Below are 19788 nucleotides of genomic sequence, written 5' to 3'. Positions count from 1 at the left end.
ACCAGTCCTTTGATTGTATCCGTCCATAGATGCGCGGATACTAACAGCCTACCCAGAGGCTTTCAACAGACTTATCAACACCCCGGGAAGTTATTGATATAAAGCAAGACTGACCGCTCTTCTTGCCATAGCTCAGCAGTATTTTCCCCCTGATTGCTTTACAAAAAGTAAAAAGCTCTATACTGCGCTGATTTCTAAGTCGGCCAATCCATGTCCAGACTATTTCCGCACCTGTATCTCAATCCTGTTAATTAACGACACCAGCACAAAGCTCAGCAGCATCAGTAAATACCAGGAGGACAGTTTGGCCAGCGGCACCATTTGCCAGCCATTCTGCTGATTGGGGTAAATCCATATATTGGTGTAGGTGGCGATATTTTCTGCCAGCCAGATAAACAGGGCCACCAGCAGCCAGCCAACCAGTAGCGGCATATGGCGGTGCTCGCGGTGCATACGGAAATAAATATGGGTGCGGGCAAATAAAACGATGGTTGCCCCCAGCAGCAGCCAGCGCAGATCCCAGATAAAATGATGGCTGAAGAAATTCAGGTAAATCAGAACCACCAGAATAATGGTCCAGCGGCGGCGCGGGTAATACGAATAGCGGAAGTCGAATATCCGCCATACGCGGGCAATATAGCTGCCCACGGCACTGTACATAAAGCCGGTAAACAGCGGTACGTTGCCTATACCAAATACATAATCTTCGGGGTAAACCCAGGAGCCGATGGCGTCTGAGGTTTTGAATAATTCCATCACGGTGGCCACCAGATGGAATACGATGATCACCCAGGCTTCGCGCAGGGTTTCCAGCTTAAAGGCCAGTAACAGCAGCTGAAAAGCGATAGCGGCAAGAAAAATAAAATCGTAACGGTGCAGAGATTCAAGCGGATACCAGTAACGGGTAACAATCATTACCAATAAAAGGAATCCGCCGAACAGGCAGGCATAGGCCTGCTTCAGACCAAATAACCAGAATTCGTGCAGCCAGTCCATGGCACGATGATGTTGCACGGTTTATTTCTTAACCGGTTCTTTCAGCGCTAACGGACTGATATTACGGCTGACCAGCAAGTCCTGTGCTTTGTTCATCTTTGAGCGGTCAGTAAAGGGGCCGACAAATACACGGTGCCAGGTGCTGCCATTAACGGTCGATTCCTGACGGTAGGCATTCAGGCCTTCGAGCAGCAGGCTGGCACGCAGGCGCTCAGCATCGTCAGCGGAGCGGAAAGAACCGGCCTGTAAACGATAGGTGTAGCTGACTTCGGCGTCTTTGGGTGTCGATTTATACACATCGACTTTAGGTACCTCGACGGTCTGATTTTCCAGCAGCTGGTAAAATTCATAGCTGGGCTTGGCGACTTCTTTTGCCGCTTCTTCTTTGGCTTTTTCCACACCCAGTTTCAGCGCTTTTTTGGCATCGCCTTTTACGGCTTCCAGTTCATCGCCGGCGGGAATGGTCGCCAGATACAGAATAAATCCGATAAAGGCGACTGCCAGTGTTGGCGTGGTTACCCACACCCACTTGGGAATACGACTTGCGCTGTCCGACATTTCGTTGCCTTTTTCCGTGTTCGTTAAAAAGAATAAAGCCGCAGACTCCGCTGCGGCCCAATCATGCAAATAAAAGGTTACATTTCCTGCGGCGCAGAAACACCTAATAACCCCAAACCATTGCTGATCACCTGACGCACGGCTTCCGCCAGTGCCAGACGGGCGTTACGCACATCGGCATCGTCCACCAGGGTTTTTTCTGAGTTGTAGTAGGTGTGGAAATCACCGGCCAGATCGCGCAGGTAATTCGCCACGCTGTGCGGCTCGTGATTATTGGCAGCCACTTTAACGATTTCCGGGAAACGGCCCAGTTTTACAATCAGGTCTTTTTCGCTTTCCAGTTCCAGTTTTGGCAGTGCCGCCAAACCTTCGGCCAGCGTCCAGCTCTGACCGGCTTCGGCCAGTTTGCGGAAAATAGAGCATACACGGGCATGGGCGTACTGGATGTAGTAAACCGGGTTATCGGACGACTGTGAACGCGCCAGGTCGATATCGAAGGTTAACTGGCTGTCGGCTTTACGCGCGGCCAGGAAGTAACGGGTCGCATCGCGGCCCACTTCGTCGATCAGATCGCGCAGGGTCACATAACTGCCGGCACGCTTGGAGATTTTTACTTCTTCGCCGCCACGCATTACCGTCACCATCTGGTGCAGCACGTAGTCTGGCCAGCCTTTTGGAATGCCGGCATTCAGCGCCTGCAGACCGGCACGCACACGGGTAATGGTGCTGTGGTGGTCGGCGCCCTGCTCGTTCACCACACGCTCAAAACCACGCTGCCATTTGTCGAGGTGGTAGGCTACGTCCGGAACAAAGTAGGTGTAACCGCCGTCTTTTTTGCGCATTACACGGTCTTTGTCGTCACCGAAATCGGTGGTGCGCAGCCACAGTGCGCCGTCATCTTCGTAGGTGTAGCCGTTATCGATCAGGGTTTTTACGGCGGCTTCGACTTTGCCTTCGCTGTACAGGGAAGACTCGAGGAAATACACATCGAAATCGACAGCAAAGGCTTTTAAATCCAGATCCTGTTCGCGACGCAGATAAGCCACGGCGAAGTGACGGATGGCTTCGAGGTCATCGGCGTCTTTGGCTCCGGTAAAGCTCTGGTCGGCAGATTCAACGGTATCGCCGTTCATATAGCTGTTGGCGAGCTCGACGATGTAATCGCCACGGTAACCGTCTTCCGGCCAGCTGGCATCGTCCGGGGTCAGGCCTTTGCAGCGTGCCTGTACCGACAGCGCCAGATTGTTAATCTGCGCACCGGCATCGTTGTAATAAAATTCGCGGGTTACATCCCAGCCGGAGGCATCGAGCAGACGGCAGATACAGTCACCAACGGCAGCCCCACGGCCGTGGCCGATATGCAGCGGTCCGGTCGGGTTGGCCGACACAAATTCCACCTGCACTTTGCGCCCGGCGCCATCGCTGTTACGGCCGTAAGCTTCTTTCTGTTCCAGCACGGCTTTTACCAGACTGGCGGTCGAGGCATCGCTCAGATAGAAGTTAATAAAACCGGGGCCCGCAATTTCGACTTTTTCCACCAGCGTGTTGGCCGGCAGGGCGTCCACCAGCAGCTGCGCCAGTTCGCGTGGATTTTTACCGGCAGGCTTGGCCAGCATCATCGCCAGGTTAGTGGCCAGATCGCCGTGGGCTTTGTCGCGGGTGTTGTCGATCTGGATGCGCGGTTCGAGATCAGCGGGAAGGGTTCCCTGGGCCTTAAGAGAGGCGACGGCAGCGGACAAAAGCTCAGCAATTTGCGGTTTCATAGAGGAAATCTGGCCTGATTAATTTGTGTTCAGAAGATGTTTTCAGAAAAGGGCGCGATTATCGCAAAAATGCCGGTTTGGGTGAAGGGCGCCGGGGAGATTTAAGAGGTGATCTTAAATGTTTGTTTTTACAGCAAAAATGCGGCTTGGCCCCAGCTTATACGCAACTTGCCCGCAGTTAACTCACAAAGTTATCCACATTTTATTTTTTGTAAACACCGGCGCAAACCACGCGCCATAACACAGCCGCTGCGCTCATCCTACTGATTTTTCTTACAAAAATTTCTTGCCAGCGCTTGCTATCCGTGGCCTGCGGCCGAATTCGTACAGGCGTTTAAAATTCGCACGATCTGACAACAACGCCCACAGAAAGTGCCCTGCAGCCCCTTACCCCAAACTTGTCCACGTTTTTATCCACAGAATCTCTGGATAACATTCACATCAGGCGCAGCAGGCTGATCGTTGTGGATACAGGGCTGGAATCGCAGGCATAAAAAAGCGGAAGCTGCTTTCGCACCTTCCGCTTTCGCTGTCGCACCAGCAAAGCCGGGAATTACGCCAGTGCGGCGATTTCCTGACCGGCAGCTGCCAGAGCGGCATTCTTGCTGTCATCACCCAGGTTCAGACCTTCGGCATAGACAAAGCGCACATCGCTCAGACCGATAAAGGAGAAGATGGTGGTCAGGAACGGCGTCTGGGTATCGGCCGGAGTGCCTTTGTACAGGCCGCCGCGGGTCGCCAGAATATGCACCGGTTTGTTATCGAGCAGACCCACCGGGCCGGTCTCGGTGTACTTGAAGGTGATACCGGCACGGCATAAGAAGTCGAGGTAAGACTTCATCTGCGCCGGAATGGTGAAGTTGTACATAGGCACGCCCACCACCACTTCGTCGGCTGCTTTGATTTCGGCGATCAGGGCATCGGAGTACGCCACAATGCTTTGCTGCTCGGTTGTACGCTGTTCAGCCGGGGTCATAAAGGCACCAACGCTGTTGGCATCCAGATAAGGCGGAACGTCTGTGGCGAGGTCGCGAATCACAACCTCGCCGTTCTGGTTAGCGGCTTTCCAGCCGGCGATGAATTTTTCGGCCAGCTGGCTGGACTGACCGTGGTCGCCGAAGATGCTGCCTTTGATATACAGAAGTGTTGCCATGTTTGTGCTCCTCAATATGAGTGATCGCAGGAATTGAGGGCATTGTGATTCAGACGGATTCGATTAAAAATCGCAAAAATCCGCATATATCTTTCTAAAAAGTTGTTCCTTTGCAGAGAGCAGCAGGCACATCGGCTGATTTTGTCTGGCGCCACACGATTTCTCGTTCCTACGCTCTGCGTGGGAATGCAACTGTACCAGCAAGGGCTACCACGCAGAGCGTGGGAGCCAGGTGAAAAGCGTGGGAGCCAAGTGAGGAGTTTCCTCGTTCCTACGCTCTGCGTGGGAATGCAACGGTGCCAGCAAGGGCTACCACGCAGAGCGTGGGAGCCAGGAGAGGGTTAATAATGCAGCAGGCCCATCGGCCGATTTTTGCACTCAGACCACCCGCACCAGCGCGCCTTTTTCCCAGCCCAGCCGTCCGGTACGCACCTTTTGGCGCTGTATTCCGGGCACTGGCGCCAGCATAAACAGGTCGCCATTGCGCCCGGTAAGAGTACGTGGCACGCCGCAGCCTTTGGCCAGTGCAGCGTGGGCTTTCATATGCACTTCTTCGCCATGCACCGGGATGGCGATTTCCGGCTGCACCCAGCGGTACAGTGTTTCCAGCTCTTCCTGCGCCGGATGGCCGGAGGCATGAATCGGCAGTTCGGCATCGTCGGCGGTAATCACTTCCACACCGATGCTGTGCAGCTGGTCGATAATGCCCTGAATAGCCTCTTCGTTACCGGGAATGGCGCGGGCGCTGAAGATCACCCGGTCGCCGGGCTCCAGTTCAAAATCCGGATGGGTGCCAGCAGCCAGACGGCGCAGCGCGGTATGTGGTTCGCCCTGACTGCCGGTCGCCACCGCCAGCACTTCGTGGCGCGGTAAATAGCCCAGATGCCCGGTATCGACCGAGCCGGCACTGAACGGCCAAACACCCGCCCGCTTGGCGCACTGATGCATATTGATCATCGAGCGGCCATAAAGGCCCATATAACGACCGGTGTCGTCCGCCACATGGGAAAGGGTTAACAGGCGCGCAATATTGCTGCCGAAACAGGTAACGATAACCCGCCCTTTGGCGCTTTCGATGTAATGGCGCAGGCCATCGTACAGATCGCCTTCCGAGGCGGAATGCCCGGCCACGGTGGCATTGGTGGAATCGCACACCATCGCCAGCACACCTTCCTGCGCAAGACGGGTAAAGGTTTCCTGTTTATAGCCGTGGCCCACCACCGGCTCGGGGTCGAGCTTCCAGTCGCCGGTATGAAACACATTGCCGGCGGCGGTGCGGATCATCAGCGCATTAGGGTCGGGTACCGAATGCGTTAAGGCTAAAAATTCCACCTCAAACGGGCCGATGGCCACACGCTCGCCGGTTTCCGGCACGATGATTTTTACCTGATGCAGCAAGCCATGTTCGGCGAGTTTCTTTTTCAGCACTTCGGCGGTAAAGCGCGTGCAGTACACCGGGCAGCGCAGTTTGTGCCACAGATAAGGCACCGCGCCGATATGGTCTTCGTGGGCGTGGGTAATAATTAAACCGGCCAGCTGATCTTTACGCGCGGCAATAAATTCCGGATCGGGCATTTGCGTATCCGGCTCGCCCGAATGGTGGCGGGTGCCATCGGCGCTGACCCGCCCCGGTTTGGGAAAGGTTACGCCGCAATCGACCATCAGCCACTGATCGTCGTGGCCATAGAGGTTCATGTTCATGCCGATCTCACCGGTGCCGCCAAGGGGCAGGAAGAAGAGATCGTGTTCGCTGGGGCTCATGGTTATTCCTGACTGGCTTCCTGACAAGGCGCACAATGCGCGGCATTAATATATTTAATAACGAGTATACCGACTGCCAGACTTTATTCAGCCCGTAAAACCCTCAGCCGGTTACTAAAGTCCACTTGTCCACGCTTAAGCCCGGCCTTAGACTCCGCGCTACTGATTGATCGCTCGACAGGCTCTCGCCGCGACTCGCTGTTTACGGATTCATCCACAGATTCACGACCCGCAGATTCTGCTATGACACTTTCCCCTCTTAACACGCTGGTGCTGCGTACTTCGCTACCGGTGATGTTTGGCTATTTGCCCTTAGGCGCGGCCTTCGGCGTGCTGTTCAGCGAGCTGGATTACCACTGGCTGTACGCCACGGCGATGGGGCTGTTTATTTACGCCGGTGCCGGACAATTTCTGGCGGTGGGATTACTGGCTAATCAGGCAACGCTGACCGAAATGGCGGTGGCCACCCTGCTGATTAACTCGCGCCATATTTTTTACGGCCTGTCATTAATCAGCCGTATGCCCAACCGTGGCTGGCGCCGTCTGTATCAGATTTTTGGCCTCACCGATGAAACCTACTCGCTGATTACCGCCACATCGCTTCCGGCGGATATCGACCGCGGCCAGTTCCAGCTGCGCATTACTGCGGTGAATCAGGTGTATTGGATAATCGGCTGCACCCTTGGCGCCTGGCTTGGCAGCCAACTGGAATTCGACACCGCCGGCATCGCCTTTGTATTACCGGCGCTGTTTATGGTGCTGACCATCGAGCAATACAAACACCTGCGCGATATGCGCCCTTTTGTTGCCGCCCTGCTGATTGGCTTCGGCACATTGCTGCTGATCAGCCGCGAACAGATGCTGCTGATTGCCATCCTGCTCAGCCTCAGCGTACTGATGATGCAATACGCCGCGCGCCGCACACATAAGGGGCCTGAAGCATGAACGAATTCTGGTATCTGAGCAGCGTAATTGCGCTGCTGGCAGGCGTTACCTTCCTGACCCGTGCCCTGCCTTTTATGGTGCTCGGCCGGGTGGCCGACCACCCGCTGCTGGAGCACCTCGGCCGTTTTCTGCCGCCCATCGTCATGGTGCTGCTGGTGATTTATTCGTTTAAAAACGACGTGGCATTCTCAGTGGATTTTCTGCCCGAACTGGGCTGCCTGCTGCTGGTAACGGCGCTGCACCTGGCGTTCCGCCAGGCGCTGATCAGTATTGTCGGAGGGACGGCGATGTATATGCTGCTGGTGCAGATGGGGGTGGGGTAATTAGCCTGAGCTTTAAACGACGTTAATACGGTGCTTTGCGAAAAACACAGTCGCGGTGAAATGCTAAGTAATCCTGATGCTGTTTATCTAGCCTCACTTTCATATTACTAGAAATACCGAATAACTCCGGCATCTCTAGTTGCTCCGACACTTTTATTTTCCCGCTTTCTTCAAATGTAATAAGTCCCTTATCGAAGGCTTTATCGAGTGTTGGTAGTAGCAAGAAACCGTTATAAACGTTTAGACGCTCTTCATTTGAACTTTCGCGCCAAGGCTTAATATGCGATGCCACCAATAATGTGGTATCTGGATATTGAGTCACTGCACAGCCCTGCCAATAACCAATTAACCTTTGGCGAAATATGCCTTGGCCCAAGCGGGTTTTAACTGAGGTAATTTTGTCAGTTTCCGTGCAATCTTTTTCACTTAAAATTTCTGAAAGATCATCTTCTACATCTTCTTTGCAACTCGATTTCAAATACGCTGCAAACTTATTTAATGCAGCAGCGTACATTCCATTGCCAGTAGAATTGCGCTGTCTAAAGACTTCTAGCTCTCGAATCTGTTTGGAGACCTCTGCAAAGCGCTGATGGCTTTCAACAGCATTGAGTGGTCCTTGCAACAAGTCAGCGGCTTGCGCCCAGTCTGAAATAACGCCTTTAATCGCAGTATCGTAGTTATTAACCGATGCCGCAGATAACCCTTGATACTCCATCCACTTTCTAAAGGTCACGTGTTTTCCTTGCGTATCTGCGATGTTAGGTAATTTACTTGCGGGAAAGTGTTTTATCAATTAATCGTACAGGTAGCCATGTCATCCGATGGGTTTTCCTCAAGCAACAACCAACTTACCCCCAATCTTACCCACAAAACCACCAACCAATAACTTAACTAATCCCCTTGACATCCTGTCTTACATCTCTCAACTAACCCCCTGAATCTGTTACAAAAAACCTGCACAAAACCCTTGCTGCATCAGGCTTTTTCTGAGCTTCTGGCTTTTCTGCCTGAACGTTCAAACTTTCATCAATCTGTCACGCTGGCCCGGTTTGTCTTACCTGTAGCCATTCATCCCAAAGTTAGTCACAAAGTTATCCACTGAAGATGGGGGTAACTTATGGCTCGGCCAGCCGAAAATAGGCAGATGAGCTATTGCGCCGCGGCTGATACAATAAGCGCCTTTATTTTTCAGCCGTTGATCAGACGAGGGACACCATGCCTGAATACCGTTCCAAGACCTCCACCGCAGGTCGCAATATGGCCGGAGCCCGTGCGCTGTGGCGCGCTACCGGGATGAAAGATGACGATTTCCAGAAGCCGATCATTGCTGTCGCGAACTCCTTTACCCAGTTCGTACCTGGCCATGTGCACCTGAAAGACCTGGGTCAGCTGGTTGCGCGCGAGATCGAGAAAGCCGGTGGTGTGGCGAAAGAGTTCAACACCATTGCGGTGGATGACGGTATCGCCATGGGTCACGACGGTATGCTGTACAGCCTGCCATCGCGTGAAGTGATCGCCGATTCGGTTGAGTACATGGTGAACGCGCACTGCGCCGATGCCATCGTCTGTATTTCCAACTGCGACAAAATCACTCCGGGAATGCTGCTGGCGTCGCTGCGTCTGAATATTCCGGTGATCTTTGTTTCCGGCGGCCCGATGGAAGCCGGTAAAACCAAATTGTCTGAGCACAAGCTGGATCTGGTTGATGCCATGGTGATCGCCGCCGACGATTCTGCCAGCGATGAGAAAGTGGCCGAATACGAGCGCAGCGCCTGCCCGACCTGTGGTTCCTGCTCTGGTATGTTTACCGCTAACTCGATGAACTGCTTAACCGAAGCACTGGGTCTGGCGCTGCCGGGTAACGGCTCGCTGCTGGCGACCCACGCCGACCGCGAACAGCTGTTCCTTGAAGCCGGTCGCCGCATCGTGGAAATCACCAAGCGTTATTACGAAGAGAACGATGAGTCGGTTCTGCCGCGTTCTATCGCCAGCTTTAAAGCGTTCGAAAACGCGATGACGCTGGATATCGTGATGGGTGGTTCAACCAACACCATTCTGCACTTGCTGGCGGCCGCTCAGGAAGCCGAGTGCGACTTCGACCTGAAAGACATCGACCGTCTGTCCCGCGTGGTTCCGCAACTGTGTAAAGTGGCGCCGAACTCGCCGCTGTACCATATGGAAGACGTACACCGCGCCGGTGGCATCATGGGTATTCTGGGTGAAATCGACCGCGCCGGCCTGCTGCACAGCGACCTGCCGACCGTACACAGCAAGACCATGAAAGAAGCGCTGGATAAGTGGGACATCATGCGCAGCCCGAGCGAAGAGGTTGTGAAGTTCTACAAAGCCGGTCCGGCCGGTATCCCGACCCAGACTGCGTTCAGCCAGAGCACCCGCTGGCCAACGCTGGACGGCGACCGTGAGAACGGCTGTATCCGTAATCTGGAAAACGCCTATTCGAAAGAAGGCGGTCTGGCGGTTCTGTACGGCAACATTGCACTGGATGGCTGTGTGGTAAAAACCGCCGGTGTGGATGAATCCATTCTGGTATTCCAGGGCAAGGCGAAAATCTTCGAAAGCCAGGACGATGCGGTAAAAGGCATTCTGGCCGATGAAGTAAAAGCCGGTGATATCGTGATTATCCGCTACGAAGGCCCGAAAGGCGGCCCGGGTATGCAGGAAATGCTGTACCCGACCTCTTACCTGAAATCCAAAGGTCTGGGCAAAGCCTGTGCGCTACTGACTGATGGCCGCTTCTCTGGCGGTACTTCTGGTCTGTCGATTGGTCACTGCTCTCCGGAAGCAGCAGCCGGCGGTGCCATCGGCCTGCTGCAGGACGGCGATATCATCAATATTGATATCCCGAACCGTTCGATTAACGTCGACCTGAGCGTTGAAGAACTCTCTCATCGTCGTCACGAGCAGGACAAAAAAGGCTGGAAACCAGCAGCAGAGCGCCCACGCAAAGTGAGCACTGCACTGAAGGTTTACGCCAAGTTCGCTACCAGCGCCGATAAAGGTGCAGTACGCGATAAGAGCCTGCTCGACTGAGTCTGCTCTGATTCCGGCCGGAGATTGACCTGCGGGGCGATCTTCGGCTGTGAACCCTTTATAATGCCTGCACTCATTATTGTTATGGTGCGGGCATTTTTGTATACGCCCGCCATGATTCAGGGATTATTCATGCTGCGTTTTGCTTTTAACTCTTTTTCTTTTTCCACCCCACTGCTCGCGGGTTTACTCAGCCTGTCACTGTTAAGTGGCTGCGCGGCTCAGCGCATTGCCAACGAAGACAGCCTGTCGCAGGCCACCAACGAAAAGGTCAGAGAACTGGGTAACGATTCTGAACGCGCACTGAGCCAGGCCGAAGCGGCTTACGCGACCGCCAACAGCGAAGAACTGAGTTTTTATGCACCACTGCATATGGAGCAAATGCAGCAGGCTTTAAAACAGGCACGCAGCCATGAACTGGCAGGCGATGCTCAGGCCAGTATTGAATCGTCTGCGCGGGTAATGAGCCTGCTCGACAGCGCGCTGAAAAATAAAACCCGCGCACAGTCTGCCCTGTCGCCTCTTTTTTCCCAGAAAGTCGTGCTCGATGACATTAAAGCCGGCAGCGTGATGAGCGCGCGCTATCAGCGTGAAATGAAAGAATTGCGTAATCTGATCAGCATGGTGGAAGCCGGGGAAAGCGATAAAGTCATCGATAAATCGGCGGATGTTCTGAAATCCCTGCAACAGCTGGAACTGGATACCATGCTGCGTCTGCACTGGCAGCCGGCCAGCGATACGCTGGAAAAAGCCGATGATGAGAATGCCGATACTCATGCCCCGGCAACCTTCAGCGATGCCGAATTACAGGTAGAAAAAGCGGCACAAATCATTCGCCGTCATTATCAGGATCGGGTGCTGACGGAAAACACGGGCAAAGAAGCACTGCGCGCCGCGCAACATGCCCTGTATATCGCCCGTGAAGCCAAGAATATTACCCGGCTGGACTCGGCTCAGGCTGAACAGGCCGTACTGGACTTTGAGCAATACCTGCATCAGCTGAGCACAGTACTGGGCGCAGGAGATATGCGTCATATGGCCCTGAAAGATCAGACTCTGGCTATCGTCCAGTATGCCGAAGAGCAGGCCCGCCGCCGTGCTGCGCAGCAAGCGCAGACAAATACCGGCCCGCTATCGCAAACCGCAGGACCTCAGACAAAAAACACACAGACAGCTGAGTCTGCAGCAAACAACGAAGAAAAAACGCTGGAAAATCCAAAGTCGGAAGCAACGGCGGTTAACAGTGCAGAAAATACGGCGGACAGCTCAGCAACTGAAACCGGGAATAAAAAGCCCGCGCCTGCAACGCCGGAACAATAACGGCCGTTCGGCAAGAATTAATTTATGGCTGAAAACCGCTGCGGAGATAATCTGTCAGCGGTTTAACCGGCCGCTATCGCGTATTCAAATCCTTTAATCCGCAGACCGCGATTAATGTAATCATTTACATGCACACCAAAGCAGCCACTGCGGAATACGGCCTGCGGGCGATATGGCACGCCCTGATCATCCTCCGGCTCCATGGATAAATTCACAATGCGCTCCGGCTGGGGCTGTTTATCCGGGCCTAGAATCATAATCACCTTAGGTTTCAGCTGATAACCGGGATCGGCGGATAAAATAATACCCACTTCGCCATTACTCATTTCCAATAAATATCCCGGCGGATACAGCCCGATCATGGCGACAAACCTGCGTACCAGCTCCGGATCAAACTGGCTGCCGCTGTTATTGTTAAGCACCTTTAATGCATCCAGTGATGACATGCCGGATTTATAACAGCGGTCACTGGTCATGGCGTCGTAGGCATCGGCTACGGTCACGATACGGGTAAATAATGACAGCTTGCTGCTGTCGATACCGCGTGGGTAGCCTTTGCCATCAAGGCGCTCATGGTGACTGTAGGCAACATCGACCGCGCCCGGATAAATATCGGTACGCCCCATTAACAGCTGCTTTGCATACACCGTGTGGCGTGCCATTTCGGCAAATTCTTGCGGATCGAGCGGACCGGGTTTATTCAGGATTTCTGCCGGTACTTTCATCTTACCGATATCGTGCATTAATCCGCAGATACCGAGATTTTCCAGCTCATAAGGTGCCAGTTCCATTTCGCGCCCCAGGGCAATGGACAACAGACAGACGTTAACCGAATGCTCCGCCGTGTATTCGTCCTGATGTTTTAAGCGGGTCAGCCAGAGAATAGCATTGGGGTTATTTAATACACGCTCGACACAGTCCTTAACTGCGGCCTGCGCCTCTTTCAGATTCAGCGCCTGCCCCAACTGCGCGCTGGCCAGCAAACGCTTAATCTGCAGTTTGGTCGACTGGTAGGTGTGGCTGGCAGCGCTTAGCTGCTGTGCCATATCCTGTTTTTCAACATAGCGGGTACGATGCTGCAGAGAGGCTTTTCCCCTGCCATCAAGTTCACACCATTCCTCTTCCGTAACTTCGACGACAACCCACTCGCAGAGTGTTTTTATAAGCAGCAGGTCTTCGTCATTTTCCAGTAAAAATCCCTGAAAAAGAAAAGGAGAGTCTGTCCATGGCCGGTCCAGTTCAACAATGTACATCCCGGCTGTAAGTTCCGACACATCCATGCGCTTACGCGTGTGTCGTTTATTGATCTGAAACTTGCGGCCATTACGCGTTGTTGTAATGGATCCGATCACTGATAAATACCTTTGTTATTGTTGTTATTTTAAAGGCTCACAAGCCTGTTGGCACTTTATTATCTGCGAGAGATTTGTAGTCTGCTTTTGCCATCTTTCGTTTCAAACTGCAACAGGTTAACAATGGCTGCCGGGATTTCTGTCGGATGATGGGTTACATATAACAACGTCGTATTCTGCTGCTCTGACAAACGATTAATAAAGGCCAGAACCAGCATACGGCTGGGGTCATCAAGCCCCTGACATGGCTCGTCCAGAATCAGTAATGGCGGCTGTTTGATTAATGCCCGCGCAATCAGCACCAGGCGCTGTTCGCCATAGGAGAGATGCTGCAGACTCTGGTTGGCTTTATGGCGCAGACCGATAATATCCAGCCATTGCAGGGCCAGTTGTTTATCGTCATCACCGGTTGCCTGATACAGGCCAATGCTGTCATACAGGCCCGAAATGACCGTACTCAGCACGTTAGTGGTCGCGCGGTATTCCCATTGCAGCGAAGCCGACACCAGACCAATGTGCTTTTTAATATCCCAGATACTTTCACCGCGTCCGCGCTGCATACCAAACAGGCGCAGGTCGTTAAGGTAGCACTGTGGATTATCGCCGGTAATCAGCTGCAGCAGGCTGGTTTTGCCACTGCCATTCGGCCCCTGAATGGCCCAATGCTCCCCGGCTTCAACACGCCAGTTAAGGCCGCTGAACAGCTCACGTTCGTCATAGCGGATGGCAACGTCTTTCATACCGACCAGAGGTTCACCTTCTGCCAGCTGCAGGGCTGAACGCCCGGTTGCAGGAAAATCCGGCAACGGCCGGTCAAAGTGCATCAGGCCGCGCAGTTCAGGCTGCGCCAGCACATCGTCTTTTGTCCCCTGATACAGCAGCCGGGCATCGTGCATAAAAGCAACGTGCGTGATCCAGCCGGGTAATTCATCCAGACGGTTGGCAACCCACAACATGGCCTGCCCCTTCTGCTGCAATTCATTCAGCGCGTCACTGACGGCTTCACGGCTGATCTGATCCAGCCCTTCAAGCGGCTCATCCAGCACCAGCAGCTCTGGTTTATGGCGCAGAGCGTTAATCAGCAGCACTTTGCGGCTCTCGCCGGTCGATAACGAGCGGAAGCCCTGATTGAGCAGGTGGCGGATGCCCAGGCGATCAATCCAGCTCTCCACTTCTGTCAGGGGAGCAAGAAAATCGCAGATTAATGTGCCTTTATCCGGCGCATCATTCAGATCACTCTCGTCATCATGGCGCTCCTGCTCAATCTGCGCGGCCTGTGCCTCCAGCGAGACGTAGGCCACCGACTCTGGCAAATCGCAGGCTTCGCCATGACTGAGCACCACCTGATCACCGGCCAGCGCCGACAGCACGGTTTTACCGCTGCCGTTTGTGCCGGTAATCGCCCAGTATTCACCCGGGTTCAGCTGCCACTGCTCAACCTCTAAATGACGGCCATCGTGCAGGCGTGCCTGAATTGCAGAAAAACGCATAAAACCTCAGCCCGGAGGCCAGCTCAGCGAGCGACCGCCAATAATATGCAGGTGCAGATGGAAAACCGACTGACCTGCGCCTTCACCATTGTTAACAACCAGACGATAGGCATCACCCAGCCCTTCCTGAGCAGCGATTTTACTGGCGGTCAGCATCAGGTGGCCAAGCAGCGCCTGATCTTCAGGCTCCGAATCGCACAGGCGCGGAATCGGCTTACGCGGAATCAGCAGAATGTGCATAGGCGCTGCCGGATAAAGATCGCGGAAGGCCAGACAGTGCTCATCTTCATAAACCATGGTCGCCGGTAATTCACCACGGGCGATCTTGCCGAAAATCGTATCCTCAGACATGGGTAACTCCTTTACTGGAAAGCAGCAACCATAGGAAAAATTGATGAATATGACAATGACCAGACATTCAGTTAACGCGTCCTTTGGTTTCAGATCCGGTTGGTTTCAGATCCGGTTGGTTTCAGATTCAGCCCGGCCTCTTATGACCATGACAGTGCTGCATGGCTTGGGTACGATGGCATCAATAAAATAAAAATCACCACAGGAACCTAACATGACCCCGATACTGCGCATCTTTGCTGCCGGGCTGCTGGCTTTGTCTGCGCTGTGCCAGGCTGACACCAGCGATAACCCGGTAACCACCTTTGAGTGGCAAGCTTTTCCCTATGAACAGACACCTTATGACTATGCCGGCGAACGGCTGAACGAATACTGGTTTCAGCTTAACCGCGCGACGGATTACCCCTTCCCCAATGCGGATTATTTATCGGCGGTGCTGAGCAGTAATCCGGAACTGAGACTGGCAACCCCGGAATTTGAATCGGTTGAACAACTGGCGGAACAACTCCAGCAGGCCTGGCGTGAATTTTATAAAGGCAATTTTCAGACTGCCGCCAGACAGGGTTACGCCATAGGACCACTTGGGCACGGCGTGGCATTTTATTCTCAGGCAACTTACGGCCTGCGTCTGGAAAATGATAAAGACAAGCGCCATGCGCTGTGGGAGGACATTATTGCCCGCCACGAAAAAACAGCCGAGCTGACCCGCCACGATATTATGGCGCGCTATTTTGCCTTTTATGCCATGGCCCGCCTGAGTGAAGAAATTTCCTCCCCTACCGTACTCAGCCGCGGCTATATGGATACCATGGCCACCGAACTGAATGCGATGGCTGAAGCTGAACCCTACAATGTGTTTGTGCTTGCCGCCAAAGGCTCAATGGATGCCGGAATCGTACGTAAAATGGGGCATTTTATGGGACGCATGGCTTACGGAGCGGATGATCAGGTGGTGGAAAATTACTACAACGCTGCACTTGCCCAGAACCGTTTAATTGCCAATGTTCATCTGGAAGCAGCGCAAAGTCTGCTTTATATCTACAAACAGAAAGCGCTCGACCGCGCCCTTGAACAGATGCGTATAGCCGCAGGCATTGACCCTATTTCAGCGATGGAAGCACTGGACAGCTTCCATGCGAAAAAGCTGCTGAAAGAGCTGGAAGAAATAAAGCAGGATAACGGCATCGGGCTGCGTGATTATATTAAACGCGGTACGGAGTCGGGCAAAAACTACTACCTCTGATAAAACAACTTTCGCTGTGATAATAAAAAGCCTGCAAATGCAGGCTTTTTATTTACCTCCGCGTTATGGAGACACAAGTAACTCCGGATAACCGGGTAGATACACTCGCAATATTCAAGCAGCCGTTCAGCTGGTGCGGCGAGAATACGGCGATCAAGTGCAGACAAGGCAATGCGGATTGACGCCGACACAGAACAAACTCCGACAGCTACGATATCAGCCTGAGCGTTGCCAGAGCGGGTCTGTGAGTTGTTCCGGTTATCCTGCCGATATCGGCCCTCGAACTGCGTTCAGGACGCTTACAGGCGCCTGGCGGTGAGCCGGCTGGGCGCAGTGCAGGATTCTATTTCGTCAGTAACCCGAACGAGTATAAACAGAAGGACCATAAGGTCGTGGGGAAGTGGCTGAGCCTGATATTGGCGGAGCTGCAGATGGGCTGCGTAGAGTTTTATTTTTCTTAGCAGCAAAGAAAAAGCCCCAGCAGCTTTCGCTACTGGGGCTTTGAATAAGAGCTTGACGATGACCTACTCTCACATGGGGAAGCCCCACACTACCATCGGCGATGCTGCGTTTCACTTCTGAGTTCGGAATGGATTCAGGTGGTTCCACAGCTCTATTGTCGTCAAGCAAACCTTTATGAAGCTGGTCGTCTTACGCGTTCTGCGACATGACTTCAAATTAGGGCGGATACATGAGTCACTGTTAAGTGAAGAGATTCTCAAGCGAACAAGCAGTTGCTTGTCGTATTCAATCAACCCTTCCGGGTTTGGGTGTTATATGGTCAAGCCTCACGGGCAATTAGTATCAGTTAGCTCAATGCCTCACAGCACTTACACACCTGACCTATCAACCTGGTAGTCTTCCAGGGCCCTACAGGGAACTCGAAGTTCCAGTGAGATCTCATCTTGAAGGAGGTTTCCCGCTTAGATGCTTTCAGCGGTTATCCTGTCCGAACGTAGCTACCCGGCAATGCCACGGGCGTGACAACCGGAACACCAGAGGTTCGTCCACTCCGGTCCTCTCGTACTAGGAGCAGCTCTTCTCAAATCTCAAACGCCCACGGCAGATAGGGACCGAACTGTCTCACGACGTTCTAAACCCAGCTCGCGTACCACTTTAAATGGCGAACAGCCATACCCTTGGGACCGGCTTCAGCCCCAGGATGTGATGAGCCGACATCGAGGTGCCAAACACCGCCGTCGATGTGAACTCTTGGGCGGTATCAGCCTGTTATCCCCGGAGTACCTTTTATCCGTTGAGCGATGGCCCTTCCATACAGAACCACCGGATCACTATGACCTACTTTCGTACCTGCTCGACGTGTCTGTCTCGCAGTTAAGCCGGCTTGTGCCATTACACTAACCTCCTGATGTCCGACCAGGATTAGCCGACCTTCGTGCTCCTCCGTTACTCTTTGGGAGGAGACCGCCCCAGTCAAACTACCCACCACACAGTGTCCTCGATCCGGATAACGGACCAGAGTTAGAACCCCAAATTGACCAGGCTGGTATTTCAAGATTGGCTCCACAAAGACTGGCGTCTCTGCTTCAAAGCCTCCCAGCTATCCTACACAAGCCAATTCAAAGTTCACTGTGAAGCTATAGTAAAGGTTCACGGGGTCTTTCCGTCTAGCCGCGGGAACGCAGCATCTTAACTGCGAATTCAATTTCACTGAGTCTCGGGTGGAGACAGTGTCGCCATCATTACGCCATTCGTGCAGGTCGGAACTTACCCGACAAGGAATTTCGCTACCTTAGGACCGTTATAGTTACGGCCGCCGTTTACCGGGGCTTCGATCAAGAGCTTCTCCGAAGATAACCCCATCAATTAACCTTCCGGCACCGGGCAGGCGTCACACCCTATACGTCCACTTTCGTGTTTGCAGAGTGCTGTGTTTTTAATAAACAGTTGCAGCGACCTGGTATCTTCGACCGGTCTCAGCTTACGGAGCAAGTCCTTCACCAAAACCGGCGCACCTTCTCCCGAAGTTACGGTGCCATTTTGCCTAGTTCCTTCACCCGAGTTCTCTCAAGCGCCTTGGTATTCTCTACCTACCCACCTGTGTCGGTTTGGGGTACGGTCTCTTTATAGCTGAAGCTTAGAGGCTTTTCCTGGAAGCATGGCATCGACCACTTCGGACTCCGTAGAGTCACCGTCATCAGTTCTCGGCATTAAGGACCCGGATTTGCCTAAGTCCTCTGCCTACCACCTTAAACACGGACAACCAACGCCGTGCTGGCCTAGCCTTCTCCGTCCCCCCATCGCACTATAAAGAGGTGCGGTAATATTAAACCGCTTCCCATCGACTACGCTTCTCAGCCTCGCCTTAGGGGCCGACTAACCCTGCCCCGATTAACGTTGGACAGGAACCCTTGGGTTTCCGGCGGGGGAGTTTTTCACTCCCCTTGTCGTTACTTATGTCAGCATTCGCACTTCTGATACCTCCAGCCTGGTTCACACCTTGACCTTCAACGGCTTACAGAACGCTCCTCTACCATGCAATAAATTGCATCCGTAGCTTCGGTGTACAGTTTGAGCCCCGTTATATCTTCCGCGCAGGCCGACTCGACTAGTGAGCTATTACGCTTTCTTTAAAGGGTGGCTGCTTCTAAGCCAACCTCCTAGCTGTTTTAGCCTTCCCACATCGTTTCCCACTTAACTGTAACTTTGGGACCTTAGCTGACGGTCTGGGTTGTTTCCCTTTTCACGACGGACGTTAGCACCCGCCGTGTGTCTCCCGTGATTGAACTCATGGGTATTCGGAGTTTGCAAAGGGTTGGTAAGTCGAGATGACCCCTAGCCTTAACAGTGCTCTACCCCCCATGGTTAGACACGAGGCGCTACCTAAATAGCTTTCGAGGAGAACCAGCTATCTCCGGGCTTGATTAGCCTTTCACTCCTATCCACAAGTCATCCCCTAACTTTTCAACGGTAGTGGGTTCGGTCCTCCAGTTGATGTTACTCAACCTTCAACCTGCTCATGGATAGATCGCCCGGTTTCGGGTCTAATGCTAGCGACTATACGCGCAGTTAACACTCGGTTTCCCTACGGCTCCGCTATTCGCTTAACCTTGCCACTAACATTAAGTCGCTGACCCATTATACAAAAGGTACGCAGTCACCGAACTAAGTCGGCTCCCACTGCTTGTACGTACACGGTTTCAGGATCTATTTCACTCCCCTCACAGGGGTTCTTTTCGCCTTTCCCTCACGGTACTGGTTCACTATCGGTCATCTGGGAGTATTTAGCCTTGGAGGATGGTCCCCCCATATTCAGACAGGATATCACGTGTCCCGTCCTACTCGTTTTCACTGCTTATAGGTTTTCGTATACGGGGCTATCACCCACTACGGCCGCACTTTCCAGAGCGTTCTACTAACCACAAAACAGCTTAAGGGCTGGTCCCCGTTCGCTCGCCACTACTTAGGGAATCTCGGTTGATTTCTTTTCCTGCGGGTACTTAGATGTTTCAGTTCTCCGC

14 protein-coding genes and 2 rRNA genes (1 of these 16 only partly in view) are annotated in these 19788 nt (G+C 53.2%); 5 read left to right on the top strand and 11 right to left on the bottom strand.

The features are described 5' to 3' along the window. Nucleotides 1-219: 219 nt before the first annotated feature. From HUF19_RS01465 to HUF19_RS01445, 5 genes are all read right to left on the bottom strand, one after another. Nucleotides 220-1014 carry a DUF817 domain-containing protein gene (locus HUF19_RS01465; RefSeq protein WP_260998172.1) on the bottom strand — a complete coding sequence of 265 codons (795 nt, stop codon included), beginning with the start codon at nucleotides 1012-1014 and terminating at the stop codon, nucleotides 220-222. 3 nt (nucleotides 1015-1017) lie between these two features. Further along, on the bottom strand, nucleotides 1018-1554 hold the full coding sequence (locus HUF19_RS01460; protein ID WP_260998171.1) for an SPOR domain-containing protein: 537 nt from the start codon (nucleotides 1552-1554) through the stop codon (nucleotides 1018-1020). Between the two features lie 77 nt (nucleotides 1555-1631). Continuing rightward, entirely contained in the window at nucleotides 1632-3317 is a 1686-nt protein-coding gene (gene argS / locus HUF19_RS01455; RefSeq protein ID WP_260998170.1) for an arginine--tRNA ligase, read from the bottom strand. Between the two features lie 553 nt (nucleotides 3318-3870). Then, nucleotides 3871-4470, bottom strand: coding sequence for an FMN-dependent NADH-azoreductase (locus HUF19_RS01450; RefSeq protein WP_260998169.1), 600 nt, complete (start codon nucleotides 4468-4470; stop codon nucleotides 3871-3873). 378 nt (nucleotides 4471-4848) lie between these two features. Continuing rightward, nucleotides 4849-6231 carry a ribonuclease J gene (locus tag HUF19_RS01445; protein ID WP_230331860.1) on the bottom strand — a complete coding sequence of 461 codons (1383 nt, stop codon included), beginning with the start codon at nucleotides 6229-6231 and terminating at the stop codon, nucleotides 4849-4851. A gap of 243 nt (nucleotides 6232-6474) precedes the next feature. Between HUF19_RS01445 and HUF19_RS01440 the strand changes: the two genes are divergently transcribed. Together HUF19_RS01440 and HUF19_RS01435 are read left to right on the top strand one after the other, a co-directional pair. Next, nucleotides 6475-7176 carry an AzlC family ABC transporter permease gene (locus tag HUF19_RS01440; protein ID WP_260998168.1) on the top strand — a complete coding sequence of 234 codons (702 nt, stop codon included), beginning with the start codon at nucleotides 6475-6477 and terminating at the stop codon, nucleotides 7174-7176. Next, on the top strand, nucleotides 7173-7499 hold the full coding sequence (locus tag HUF19_RS01435) for a branched-chain amino acid transporter permease (RefSeq protein WP_260998167.1): 327 nt from the start codon (nucleotides 7173-7175) through the stop codon (nucleotides 7497-7499). Before HUF19_RS01440 ends, HUF19_RS01435 begins: the two co-directional genes overlap by 4 nt. Nucleotides 7500-7521: 22 nt before the next feature. Here the strand turns inward: HUF19_RS01435 and HUF19_RS01430 are convergent, their stop codons facing one another. Then, on the bottom strand, nucleotides 7522-8232 hold the full coding sequence (locus tag HUF19_RS01430; protein WP_260998166.1) for an HNH endonuclease: 711 nt from the start codon (nucleotides 8230-8232) through the stop codon (nucleotides 7522-7524). A gap of 482 nt (nucleotides 8233-8714) precedes the next feature. Here HUF19_RS01430 and ilvD point away from each other — a divergent pair, with 482 nt between their 5' ends. Beyond that, the gene (ilvD, locus tag HUF19_RS01425) at nucleotides 8715-10550 is read left to right on the top strand and encodes a dihydroxy-acid dehydratase (RefSeq protein WP_260998165.1); all 1836 of its coding nucleotides are present in this window, start codon (nucleotides 8715-8717) and stop codon (nucleotides 10548-10550) included. A 63-nt stretch (nucleotides 10551-10613) separates the two neighbouring features. Further along, nucleotides 10614-11870, top strand: a complete 1257-nt coding sequence (locus tag HUF19_RS01420) for a hypothetical protein (RefSeq protein WP_260998164.1) — start codon at nucleotides 10614-10616, stop codon at nucleotides 11868-11870. A 62-nt stretch (nucleotides 11871-11932) separates the two neighbouring features. Here HUF19_RS01420 and HUF19_RS01415 read toward each other — a convergent pair whose 3' ends face one another. The 3 genes from HUF19_RS01415 to HUF19_RS01405 are packed head-to-tail and all read right to left on the bottom strand — an operon-like array spanning nucleotide 11933 to nucleotide 15063. Next, entirely contained in the window at nucleotides 11933-13222 is a 1290-nt protein-coding gene (locus tag HUF19_RS01415; RefSeq protein WP_260998163.1) for a cyclic di-GMP phosphodiesterase, read from the bottom strand. Between the two features lie 59 nt (nucleotides 13223-13281). Then, nucleotides 13282-14712 carry an ATP-binding cassette domain-containing protein gene (locus HUF19_RS01410; protein ID WP_260998162.1) on the bottom strand — a complete coding sequence of 477 codons (1431 nt, stop codon included), beginning with the start codon at nucleotides 14710-14712 and terminating at the stop codon, nucleotides 13282-13284. Nucleotides 14713-14718: 6 nt separating this feature from the next. Next, complete coding sequence (locus HUF19_RS01405) at nucleotides 14719-15063, bottom strand: histidine triad nucleotide-binding protein (RefSeq protein ID WP_260998161.1); 345 nt, start codon at nucleotides 15061-15063, stop codon at nucleotides 14719-14721. Between the two features lie 214 nt (nucleotides 15064-15277). On the opposite strand from HUF19_RS01405, the gene HUF19_RS01400 reads away from it, so the two are divergent. Next, nucleotides 15278-16306 (top strand): hypothetical protein, encoded by a 1029-nt coding sequence (locus tag HUF19_RS01400; protein WP_260998160.1) that lies wholly within the window; start codon nucleotides 15278-15280, stop codon nucleotides 16304-16306. 511 nt (nucleotides 16307-16817) lie between these two features. On the opposite strand, the gene rrf is transcribed toward HUF19_RS01400, so the two are convergent. After that, a 5S ribosomal RNA gene (gene rrf, locus HUF19_RS01395) occupies nucleotides 16818-16933 on the bottom strand. A gap of 150 nt (nucleotides 16934-17083) precedes the next feature. Then, nucleotides 17084-19788: ribosomal RNA gene (locus HUF19_RS01390) — 23S ribosomal RNA — on the bottom strand; it runs 183 nt beyond the window's last position.

Origin of the sequence: Thalassolituus hydrocarboniclasticus, assembly GCF_025345565.1 — a bacterium.
GTDB classification, from domain to species: domain Bacteria; phylum Pseudomonadota; class Gammaproteobacteria; order Pseudomonadales; family Oceanobacteraceae; genus Venatoribacter; species Venatoribacter hydrocarboniclasticus.
Note: the sequence above shows the minus strand (reverse complement) of the source record. Positions and strands in the feature narration are given on the sequence as shown.

Excerpts from the sequence above, each read along its gene's own strand:
- HUF19_RS01450 (WP_260998169.1), bottom strand. The coding sequence starts at position 4,470 with ATGGCAACACTTCTGTATATCAAAGGCAGCATCTTCGGCGACCACGGT.
- HUF19_RS01405 (WP_260998161.1), bottom strand. The coding sequence starts at position 15,063 with ATGTCTGAGGATACGATTTTCGGCAAGATCGCCCGTGGTGAATTACCG.
- ilvD (WP_260998165.1), top strand. The coding sequence starts at position 8,715 with ATGCCTGAATACCGTTCCAAGACCTCCACCGCAGGTCGCAATATGGCC.
- HUF19_RS01410 (WP_260998162.1), bottom strand. The coding sequence starts at position 14,712 with ATGCGTTTTTCTGCAATTCAGGCACGCCTGCACGATGGCCGTCATTTA.
- HUF19_RS01420 (WP_260998164.1), top strand. The coding sequence starts at position 10,614 with ATGCCTGCACTCATTATTGTTATGGTGCGGGCATTTTTGTATACGCCC.
- HUF19_RS01440 (WP_260998168.1), top strand. The coding sequence starts at position 6,475 with ATGACACTTTCCCCTCTTAACACGCTGGTGCTGCGTACTTCGCTACCG.
- HUF19_RS01445 (WP_230331860.1), bottom strand. The coding sequence starts at position 6,231 with ATGAGCCCCAGCGAACACGATCTCTTCTTCCTGCCCCTTGGCGGCACC.
- argS (WP_260998170.1), bottom strand. The coding sequence starts at position 3,317 with ATGAAACCGCAAATTGCTGAGCTTTTGTCCGCTGCCGTCGCCTCTCTT.
- HUF19_RS01400 (WP_260998160.1), top strand. The coding sequence starts at position 15,278 with ATGACCCCGATACTGCGCATCTTTGCTGCCGGGCTGCTGGCTTTGTCT.
- HUF19_RS01460 (WP_260998171.1), bottom strand. The coding sequence starts at position 1,554 with ATGTCGGACAGCGCAAGTCGTATTCCCAAGTGGGTGTGGGTAACCACG.
- HUF19_RS01435 (WP_260998167.1), top strand. The coding sequence starts at position 7,173 with ATGAACGAATTCTGGTATCTGAGCAGCGTAATTGCGCTGCTGGCAGGC.